General features: G+C 60.1%; 7 protein-coding genes. 3 read left to right on the top strand and 4 right to left on the bottom strand.

What is annotated here, in order from left to right; all coding sequences use genetic code 11:
• Window positions 1–588: 588 nt before the first annotated feature.
• Window positions 589–3,627, bottom strand: a complete 3,039-nt coding sequence (locus tag QZY01_RS08390; RefSeq protein WP_294535807.1) for a tetratricopeptide repeat protein — start codon at window positions 3,625–3,627, stop codon at window positions 589–591.
• 148 nt (window positions 3,628–3,775) lie between these two features.
• Here QZY01_RS08390 and QZY01_RS08385 point away from each other — a divergent pair, with 148 nt between their 5' ends.
• The 3 genes from QZY01_RS08385 to QZY01_RS08375 all read left to right on the top strand — a co-directional run bounded on the left by QZY01_RS08385 (window position 3,776) and on the right by QZY01_RS08375 (window position 6,698).
• Window positions 3,776–3,931, top strand: a complete 156-nt coding sequence (locus QZY01_RS08385) for a hypothetical protein (protein WP_294535804.1) — start codon at window positions 3,776–3,778, stop codon at window positions 3,929–3,931.
• Between the two features lie 90 nt (window positions 3,932–4,021).
• The gene (gene wecB / locus QZY01_RS08380) at window positions 4,022–5,182 is read left to right on the top strand and encodes a UDP-N-acetylglucosamine 2-epimerase (non-hydrolyzing) (RefSeq protein ID WP_294535801.1); all 1,161 of its coding nucleotides are present in this window, start codon (window positions 4,022–4,024) and stop codon (window positions 5,180–5,182) included.
• A 64-nt stretch (window positions 5,183–5,246) separates the two neighbouring features.
• Window positions 5,247–6,698 (top strand): glycosyl transferase family protein, encoded by a 1,452-nt coding sequence (locus QZY01_RS08375; protein WP_294535800.1) that lies wholly within the window; start codon window positions 5,247–5,249, stop codon window positions 6,696–6,698.
• A 298-nt stretch (window positions 6,699–6,996) separates the two neighbouring features.
• Here the strand turns inward: QZY01_RS08375 and QZY01_RS08370 are convergent, their stop codons facing one another.
• From QZY01_RS08370 to QZY01_RS08360, 3 genes are all read right to left on the bottom strand, one after another.
• Window positions 6,997–7,974 (bottom strand): type II secretion system F family protein, encoded by a 978-nt coding sequence (locus QZY01_RS08370; RefSeq protein ID WP_294535797.1) that lies wholly within the window; start codon window positions 7,972–7,974, stop codon window positions 6,997–6,999.
• Between the two features lie 28 nt (window positions 7,975–8,002).
• Window positions 8,003–8,983 carry a type II secretion system F family protein gene (locus QZY01_RS08365; RefSeq protein WP_294535794.1) on the bottom strand — a complete coding sequence of 327 codons (981 nt, stop codon included), beginning with the start codon at window positions 8,981–8,983 and terminating at the stop codon, window positions 8,003–8,005.
• A gap of 16 nt (window positions 8,984–8,999) precedes the next feature.
• Window positions 9,000–10,110 (bottom strand): CpaF family protein (locus tag QZY01_RS08360; RefSeq protein WP_294535792.1); only part of this gene is annotated, 1,111 nt, incomplete at its 5' end.

Here is a 10,110-nt window from a genome sequence, read left to right as displayed (position 1 = left end):
GGTGCACCTTTATGAGTCGAAGGTACTTGTCATGTGATAGGAATAATTATATAGATTTATATAAAATATGTTCTTAAATAGTACACAAGATTATAATAAATTCTTGAAAAATCGCTCTCAACTCAAGCGAGAGCATTTGTAATCGTAAACGTATATCACTTTATATTTCAAGAAAATAATTTTTTGACTCAATAGTAAATATCTTTTTATTTCGATAAAAAAATTTTAACTCTCCAGTGTAAATCTTATATTTAATTCTAATAGGCTAATTTAACAAAATTATGCCAAAATATATTTATCCGAAACACCCGCATAACCACAATAAACTGGCGCATTGAGGCGTTTTATTCCTACCTGCGTGAAATGGGTGGCGTCAACTCCGAAGCGACGATGACAGGATATCCAATTTGTTGTCTAAAGCATTGATTTAGAACAATCTTATCGCGAGGAGTTTGCGCCGGTCGCAAAGCAACCGGGGTTTTTGCGTCATCGGTTCCCGTCGAGGGCGGCGAAAATCCCATGCGCGGATCGGGGGCGCAAATGTCGATCTTTTATCCGCTTCCCGCAAAGGCGAGGCAAAAGCCGAGATCAAAATGAGAAGCTCAGGACGGCGTTCACGCCTCCCAGGCGCGCGCTTTCGCCGAACGGAAAGAGATAGCCCAGTTGCAGACTGACGGCGCCGTCATAAGAGCGGTAATAATTTCCGCCAAACCAGAGCCGCGCGATCAGGGCAGGCCCTGCGCCGAAGGCGAGGGGGTTGGCGTCGGCGCTGTCGAAGGAGCCGTAAACCATCGCGCTCGGCCCTACGACCAGGCGCTTTTCGACGTCCCAGCAGGCATAGCCGAGAATGCCGACGGCGCTCTGGAGATAGCGTCCTTCGCCCGTCCGGTATTGCCCATAGGTGGCGAAACTCGTCAAAGGCCGCCATCCGGAGTCCAGCGGATAGTTCGTTGTTTGCGTCGTCGGCTGCAATGCTGCCGCGGCTCCCGCGCTTGGTTCGCTCGTATAGGCGAAGCCGCCGTAGCCATAGCCCCAGGAAAGGGCAAGCTGGTCATGGGCGTCGTTCCCGGCGAAATAATGTTGCCATTCTGCGCTGAGGCTGAAATTCACGTTGTCGATGGGCCGCAACCGCAGGCCGAGACGTGTATAGGCTTCGACGAAATCGGTCTGGTCCTGCGATCGCAGGGCGCCGACGAAAACCTCCAGTCCGTTGACGTAGGGCAAATAGCGGCCATCAAACAGCAGGTCGGACTCGAAGCTTGGCTGACCCTGCGTTCCGCCCCAATATCTTGGACGGTCCGTGATAGCGCCGAGAACGATGTTGGTCCGCAAGCTTCCGTCCGCCTCGACGGTCTGGGCGCGGACGAGGTCGCGGTCGCGCGGCGGGCGGGCTCTCAGCGAAGGATCCTTGTCCCAAAGGTCTAGAGCCGCACGGAAATAGTGCGATTCGAGCACATGGTCGACATGGATGCCCGCATAGCCAGCCTCCAGGTAAGCTTCGCCGCGCGGCGAGATCGCCAGACTGGTACGATAGGCGGCAAGCGCCTCAGCGAAATCCTTCCGGCGAGCGTAAAACGCGCCCAGAACCTTCCAGCCGTCCGCGTCGCGCGGATATAGCCGCGTGAACGCCACCAGGGTCTCACGCGCCTGCGCCATGTCGCCGCGGGCTTCCAGCACCGCCGCTTCGGCGACGGCGAGCCCGCGCCGGGCCTCGACCCTCTGAGCCGCCGTCAAGCCGCCAAGGCGCAAGGCTTCGCGGAAATCGGCGATCGCCCCGGCGCGGTCCCCTTCGCTCTCGCGGAGATAGGCGCGTTGCGCATAGGCTGCGCCGCTCGCGCCGCCCCGCGCGATCAGCCGATTGGCCGCCGCCAAAGCCTCCTTGCGGCGTCCAAGGCCTGAAAGGGCCTCGATCGTCACGCGAAACACCCCTTCATCCGCACGGGCGAATTTTTCGGCTTCAAGGCTGGACTGGAGGGCTGACGACCAATTGCGGGACGCCGCCGCACGGTAAGCTCGCTCCGCGACCGACGCGTAACGCGCTTCCTCCAGCGCGCGCCGAACGACCGGAGCTTGATTCGGCGGCAGTCCGATCCTTAGCGCCGCAGAAAAATCGGCGATCGCGCCGTCGAGGTCCTGCTTGCCTCGCAGCAGGAAGCCGCGTTGCGCCAACATCGAGGCGCTGCGGGCGCCGGTTGCAAGGAAACGGTTTGCCTCGGCCAGGGCGGCCTTCTTGTCGCCTTGCCCGATCAGGATATGGATCAAGGCCAGCGCCGGCGCCTCGGCGCGAGGATCGAGCGCGCGCGCCTCGCGCGCCGCCCGCAGCGCTTCGGCGCGATTGCCGGCCTTTTCCGCGGCAAAGGCGCGATTGAGCGCCTGGTCGACGGGCGGCGCAGACGGCGCGGAGGGAACAGCGGGCGCAGCGGCCTCTTTCCTCGCATTCTCCGCTTCGGCCAGGGCGAGCCTCAAGCGATTGATCTGCTCCGGGTCGAGACCAGGCTTCGCGAGGGCGGCGGAGAAATCCGCGCTCGCTCCCGCGATGTCGCCGATCTCCCTTAGGCTGTATCCTCGTTGCGCCAGAATTGCCGCGCTCGCCGGGTTATCTTTGAGAAAGGCGTCGGCGGCCTCGATGGCCGAACGAGGCTGGCGCAGGCCGCTCCAGGCGCTCATGAGGATGAGGACCGGCGCCTCAAGTCCCGAATTCCCGACCCGCGCCGCCTCGGCCGCCCGGATGGCGCGCAGGTAATCGCCTTTCGCCAAAGCCGCAGAGGCCCGTTCGAGATCGGCGGCAAGTGCTGCGGCCCGGATCGCGGCGCGAACCTCGGTGAGACCCTCCTTCAGGTTTTTCCTGCTCGGGGCGTCCATATCCGGGGCGGCGAGCGCAGCGGAAAAATCAGCTTCCGCGCCTTGCAGGTCATTAACGGCGCGCCGCAAAAACGCGCGTTGCGCCAGCACGCGCCACGTCGCCTTTCGCGCGGCGATGAACCGGTCCGCCTCGGAAAGCGCCGCATCGGGGCGTTCCCGCCGGCGTTCTACATCGACGATCAGGGAAACAGGCGCTTCGGCGTTTGGATTGAGCTTTTCAGCTTCCTTGGCCAGTCCGATCGCTGCGTCGAATTGACCCGAGACCAGGGCCTTGTTGGCGGCTTCCATCTTCAAGTCGAAAAGGGCGCTGTCCGTCGTCCGCCTTTCCGATTCATCCATTTGGCCGCCCTCGCGCGCGGCTTCGAAATCCCGCGCGGCTCCGTCGGCGTCTCCAAGCAACTTTCGAAGGAAGCCGCGTTGCGCCAAAAGGGGGCCGGATGGCCCGTGGGCTGCAGCGAAGACGTCGATCGTCTCCAGTGCTTCGCCTGGACGACCGAGTTTGAGCAGAACATCGACCAGCACGCGAACGGGCGTCTCCGATCCCGGCGCGGCCTCGCGGGCGCGGCGCGCGAATTTGAGGGCGGAATTCAGGTCTCCTGACGCCAGTCTGGCGTATGCGAAGGCAAGATCCTGATAGCCCGGCGCTCCAGGTTGAGGCGAAAGGGATTGCGCTTCGGCGGCGAGGGGCGCTCCGACGACGGAAGGAGACAGATACGCTAGGGACGCGAAAATTGCGGCCTTGAGCCGCCTTACGGCAAGAGGCATTTTGCTGCTCCATTGCCATTCGCCACGAAATTCGATGTCGGGAATCGGTGGCCAGGTGCGATTTCGACCGAATCAGTAGTTATTTAGTTACTATTGCATACGTTATGGATGCGCCGTACGTAAAGGATGATTTCTTGCGGGGAAATTCATGCGACAATTTCTGCTTGTCCTCTTCACGCTGTCTTTAACGGCCGTGATCGGCTTTGCAGGCGGCGTGTTTTGGGGTGCGGTCGGCGTCGCCATTCTGATGGCGATCGGGCTGAGCATTTCGTTTGTCATCATCGCCGCCGCAATCGGCAGGTAAAAATCGATCGGAAGAAACCAAACTTGAAGAAATCACTCTGAAGGCGTTCGATAGGAAGAATCGGGCGTATTGCGAAATTGGAGCCGCCAGGTGAGCGCGACAAGGGAGCCGACGGAAGCAATTGCGAAGCGCATCTGTCTTTGCATTGTCGGGACGCGCCCGGAGGCGATCAAAATGGCGCCGGTCATAGCGGCGCTGAAAAATTGCGGCTGGGCGACTCCCTATGTCGTCACCACTGGGCAGCACGAGGATATCGTCGTCGCGCCCCTTTTATTGTTCAACGTCCGCCCGAACCAGAATTTGTCGATCGAACGCGAGACAGGTTCGCTCAATGAGTTCTTCGGCAAGGCTATACTTGCGTTGGATGCGGTCATCGAACGTATGCGGCCCGACTGCCTTGTCGCGCAGGGCGACACAACCTCGGTCGCGGCGGCCTCGGTCGCGGCGTTTCAACGCCGGGTGCCCTTCATCCATGTGGAAGCCGGGTTGCGGACAGGAATTATCGACGAGCCGTTTCCCGAGGAAATGAACCGGCGAATCGCCAGCCTTTGCGCGTCATTGCATTGCGCGCCGACCCAGTTGGCTTATGCAAACCTCGTCGCCGAAGGCATCGACAAGCGGAATTGCGTCATAACAGGCAATACGGTTATTGACGCTTTGATGCATGTCGCGAATACCGATCCTGAAACGCCGGCCAATTTTCCCGCATCGCCCAAGGTCATCCTTGCGACCGCCCATCGGCGCGAGAATTTCGGAGCGCCGCTTGAAAAGTCTTTGAAGGGGCTTCGTATGGCGATCGACGCCCATCCCGACCTCGCCCTGTTTTTCGTCGCACACCCGAACCCCCGCGCGCATCGGCCGGTCTACAGGCTGCTTTCCGATCATCCCCGGATCGTGGTGACGGAATCCATCGACTACGCGTCGTTGGTCGCCGCCCTGAAACATTCGTGGGCGGTCGTCACCGATAGCGGCGGCCTTCAGGAAGAGGCGCCTGCTCTCGGCAAGCCCGTGCTCGTCCTGCGCGACGTGACCGAGCGTCCGGAGGCCGTGTCTGCTGGCGCCGTTCGTATCGTTGGATTAGAGTCTCGCGACGTCTTCGAGGCAATTTCCGAACTTCACGAAGACAACGGCCTCTATGCGCGCATGTCGGTTCCAGTCTTCCCCTATGGCGACGGCCACGCCGCAAAACGAGTTGTTGCGTCGATCCATCGGCTCTTGCAAAAACAACAACGTGACGCTGCTTTGAACTAGGTAAATCATAGACATCCGATGCGCGCAAAAATATGAGATTCACATCCTTCCCCTCGAGCAGCCAATGCATGATTTTACTGACGCCATTAATTCCTATGTCGGTGCAATAGCCATTTTGTTCACTATAACGGGCATTGTTGTAATTATTTACAGCCTGGATGATGTATTTGTCGACATCTGCTTCTGGGTTATCAAACTCACGGGGCGACACAAGCGCGCGCATCCTCAACTTTCGGAAGAGGAGTTGTTGACTGCGCCGCAACATTATCTGGCGGTGCTGGTGCCGGCGTGGCTTGAAGCCGAAGTTATTTTTCGTATGCTGGATGTGAATGTCATTCATGCACAAAAGACAATCTTTTTTGTTGGCGCCTATCCAAACGATCCAGCCACACAGGATGAAGTGCGTCGAGCCGCGGCGAAATATCCGGACCGGGTCCAGCTTGTGATCGGCGAGCGATCGGGGCCAACCACAAAAGCAGATTGCCTGAATACGATCATCAATGCAGTCGATTTATTTGAAACACAAAATGATATTGAATTTGCCGGGTATATATTACATGATAGTGAGGATGTAATGCATCCACTGGAGTCAAACCTTTTCAATTTTCTCATATCTGAAATCGATTTCATTCAAATACCGGTATATTCTTTCAGTCGCGGATTGCAGGAGTTCGTTGCCGGCGTCTACATGGACGAGTTCGCTGAATTTCATAAAAAAGACCTCGTCGTTCGGGAGCAACTGACGGGGATCATTCCTTGCGCCGGCGTCGCGGCATGTTTCAGCCGTCGAGCGATCAAGGCTCTGCAACAAGCCCGCGAGGGCGAGGTTTTCGATGCGACGGCGTTGACGGAAGACTATGACGTCGCCTTCCACATCAAGAAACTTGCGCTTCGCGCGGCGTTCATCGCCAACAAGGCGCCCTATACGATAGATGTCCTGAACGGCTCCGGCGCGCTTCAGCGCGTCGAGCGCCGCATTGCCATCGCCACACGGGAAAATTTTCCGAGCACTTACGAAGCTGCTTACCGCCAACGCGCCCGCTGGATCCTCGGTATCGCCTTTCAGGCGACCTCGAAACTCGGCTGGGGAAGGACGCTGAGTGAAAAGATTTTCTTCTTGAGGGATCGGAAAGGCATTCTTTCGGGAATTGTCGCGATAGTCGCCTATTTCCTCACAATGAACGCAGTGCTGATCGCTTTCATGGCCTCCCGCAGCGAGAACTGGCGGATCGCTTCCTATGCGCTGCTGAGTCCGAAATTGCAGCTTGTGTTTTTTATCAATGTTATGCTGGTCATCAACCGGCTTGTTCACCGGATCATCTTCACCACCGATGTTTACGGGCTTTTCCAGGGGCTGATGGCGGGCCCGCGCATTATTGTTTCGAATTTCGTCAATTTTTCAGCCGGCTTGCGTGCGCTCTACATCTTCATCTGGCGCCACAAGGTGCTCAAGGAGCCGTTAAGCTGGGACAAGACGGCCCACACGATTCCCATGCCGGGGCGAAGCGACTTGTGAGCGGCCTCGCGATCGTCCCGGTTCATTGCAATTGGTCAAAGCTATAAAATAATACGCGACCGAATAGCTGTTTTGATCTGAATCCGTCAGGATGTCATTGTTGTTGTCAATGTCCGGAAATTTCGCTGTGAGCCGCTTCAATACTGAATCTCCCCTCCCTTGCCGCAGAGCGCGCGTTCGGCCTCCCGGGCGCCGGTCGCTTCGTCCGGCCTGGCTTTTTGTTCGCGCCGCGCAATTCGTGACCGTCCCGCGAACCCGGCCCGACTGTTGCGCGACGAACTTCCGCCCGCGCCGCTCCTCAATAGTTCTGCCCGGAAATCTGGATGATCGCCGGCGTCAGGATGATCGCGAACAGCACCGGCAGGAAGAACAGGATCATCGGCACCGTCAGTTTCGGCGGCAGCGAGGCGGCTTTTTTCTCGGCCTCCATCATGCGCGCGTCGCGCGCCTCCTGCGAGACGACGCGCAGCGCCGCGCCGAGCGGCGTGCCGTATTTCTCGGCCTGAACCAGCGAGGTGACGATGTTCTTGACTGCTTCAAGTCCGGTGCGCTTGTAGAAATTGTCATAGGCCGTGCGGCGGTCGGGCAGGTAGGACAATTCCGCCGTGGTCAGGGTGAATTCCTCGGCCAGCGGGACCGAGCGGACGCCGATTTCCTGGCTCACCCGGCGGAAGGCATGTTCGATCGACATGCCGGATTCGACGCAGATCAACAGCAGGTCCATCGCGTCGGGGAAGGCCCGCCTCATGCTTTGCTGGCGTTTGGCGATGGTGTTGCTCAGATAGAGTTCCGGCGCCTTGAGGCCGACAAAGGCCAGCGCCAGCACCACGCCGAACCGGGCGGGGAGGCTCAGTTCGACGCCGAGCAGTACAAACAGATACGTCACGCCAAACAGCGAAAGGCCGATGGGCGTGACAAGGCGGAAGAACAACAGCCCGACCTCCGCCTGCGGCCCGCGATATCCCGCCATGGCGAGGTGCGAGCGGGCCTGCTTGACGCCGAGCCATTTCGACAGGCTGAAGCGCTCGACAATGTCCTTCATATAGGCTTTCGGGGCGTGGCGCAGGTTGCCGCCGTTGCGGGCCTGAAGTTTCTCGCGTTCGCGCGCGCGGATGCGCTCGCGCTCCGAGGCGACCTGTTTCATGCGCTCGGCAAGGCGGTCGCCTTCGAGCAGCGGCAGGCCGATGGCGATCAGGCTGGCGATGGTCAAAAAGCCGACAAGCAGCGCCAGCAGGGTGCGGGAATCGACGATTCTTTCAAACAGGAGTTCGGTCATCGCCGCAGCCTCGAAAAAATGAGAACAGTCAAATGTCGAAGGAGATCATCTTGTGCATGATGAAAATGCCGATCCCCATCACCAGCGCGCAGACGCCGAGCACGATGCGACCGGTATCGGTGGTCCAAAGCAGCTCAATGTAATGCGGGCTGGTCAGATAGACCAGTCCGGCCACCACGATCGGCAGCGAACCGATGATCATCGCCGACGCCTTGGCTTCCGAGGATATGGCCTTGACCTTGTCGCGCATCTTCTTGCGCTCGCGCAGCACGCGCGCCAGATTGGCCAGGGCCTCGGCCAGATTGCCGCCCGATTTCTGTTGAATAGAGATGACGATGGCGAAGAAATTGGCTTCCGGCGTCGGGATCCGCTGGGGCAGGCGTTCGATCGCCTCGGCGACCGACAGGCCGAGCGTCTGCGCCTCGACGATCTGGCGAAATTCGGCGCGCACCGGCTCGGCCGCCTCCGCAGCGATGACGCGCAGGCAGTCGCCGAGCGGCAGCCCGGCCCTGACGCCGCGAATGATGATGTCGAGCGAATTGGGAAATTCCAGCCCGAATTTCTTGAGCCGTCGCTTCGTTATTAAGCCGAGCCAGAAATTGGGCAGTCCGAGGCCGCCGATGACGAGGCCCCCGAGCGCGAACAGCGGATTGCCGCTGAGCAGGAAAAGGGCGAGCGCCGTCGACGTCGCGGCGACCCCGGCGCAGAGGAAAAATTTCGGTTTCGACAGGGTCAGTCCGGCCTGGGCGATGCGCGTCTCGATGGAGATTTTCTGTTTTTCGGCGTTGCGCCGTTCCAGTTCCTTGAGACTGTCGGAGACCTGCTTGCGCCGCGAGGCGGCGTCGGCGGCGCGATGTTCGCTACGCCGGTCCGCGCCCCTGGCGACGATTTTTTCGTGGCGCTTCTGCGCCTTGGACTCGCCGGTGAGAAAAGGCGTGACGAACAGATAAAACCCGCCGGCGCCGGCGCCGACGGCCAACAGGACGGTCAGGATCGATCGGACATCCATGCGCCGCCCCCGCCTTTCATTCGCCGACGTTGGAAGCGTCGAGCGCGGCGGCGAGCCGCTGCTCCTCGCCGAAATAGCGGGCGCGGTCCCAGAAGCGCGGACGGCCGACGCCGGTCGAGCGATGGCGCCCCTGAAGCCGGCCATTGGCGTCCTCGCCGACGATGTCGTAGAGAAACAGGTCCTGGGTGATGGCGACGTCGCCTTCGAGCCCCATGACTTCGGTGATGTGGGTGATGCGCCGAGAGCCGTCGCGCAACCGCGCCGCCTGCACGATCACATCGATCGAGGACACGATCATCTCGCGGATGGTGCGCGTCGGCAGCGTGAAGCCGCCCATGGTGATCATCGATTCGAGCCGGCTCAGCGCCTCGCGCGGCGAATTGGCGTGCAGGGTTCCCATCGAGCCGTCATGGCCGGTGTTCATCGCCTGCAACAGGTCGAAGGCTTCCGGGCCGCGCACTTCGCCGACGATGATGCGCTCGGGCCTCATGCGCAGGCAGTTCTTGACCAGATCGCGCATGGTGATGGCGCCCTGGCCTTCGAGATTGGGCGGGCGCGTCTCCAGCCGGACCACATGGGGCTGCTGCAATTGCAGTTCGGCGGCGTCCTCGCAGGTGATGATGCGCTCGTCGAGATCGATGTAATGGGTCAGGCAGTTGAGCAGCGTGGTCTTGCCGGAGCCGGTGCCGCCGGAAATCAGCACATTGCAGCGCACCCGGCCGATCACCTTCAGGATTTCCGCGCCTTCGGGCGAAATGGCGCCGAAACGCGTGAGCTGGTCGAGGGTCAGCTTGTCGCGCTTGAATTTGCGAATGGTCAGCGCCGGTCCGTCGATGGCGAGCGGCGGCGCGATGACATTTACGCGGGAGCCGTCGGCGAGGCGGGCGTCGCAGATCGGCGAGGAATCGTCGACGCGGCGGCCGACCTGGCTGACGATGCGCTGGCAGATGTTCATCAATTGCGCATTGTCGCGGAAGCGCACGCCGGTCAGCTGGATCTTGCCGCCGACTTCGATGAAGGTGCGCGTCGCGCCATTGACCATGATGTCGGCGATGTCGTCGCGCGCGAGCAGCGGCTCCAGCGGTCCATAGCCGAGCACGTCGTTGCAGATGTCGTCGAGCAGGTCC

The organism is uncultured Rhodoblastus sp. (genome assembly GCF_903903185.1).
Lineage (GTDB): Bacteria > Pseudomonadota > Alphaproteobacteria > Rhizobiales > Beijerinckiaceae > Rhodoblastus.
Note: the sequence above shows the minus strand (reverse complement) of the source record. Positions and strands in the feature narration are given on the sequence as shown.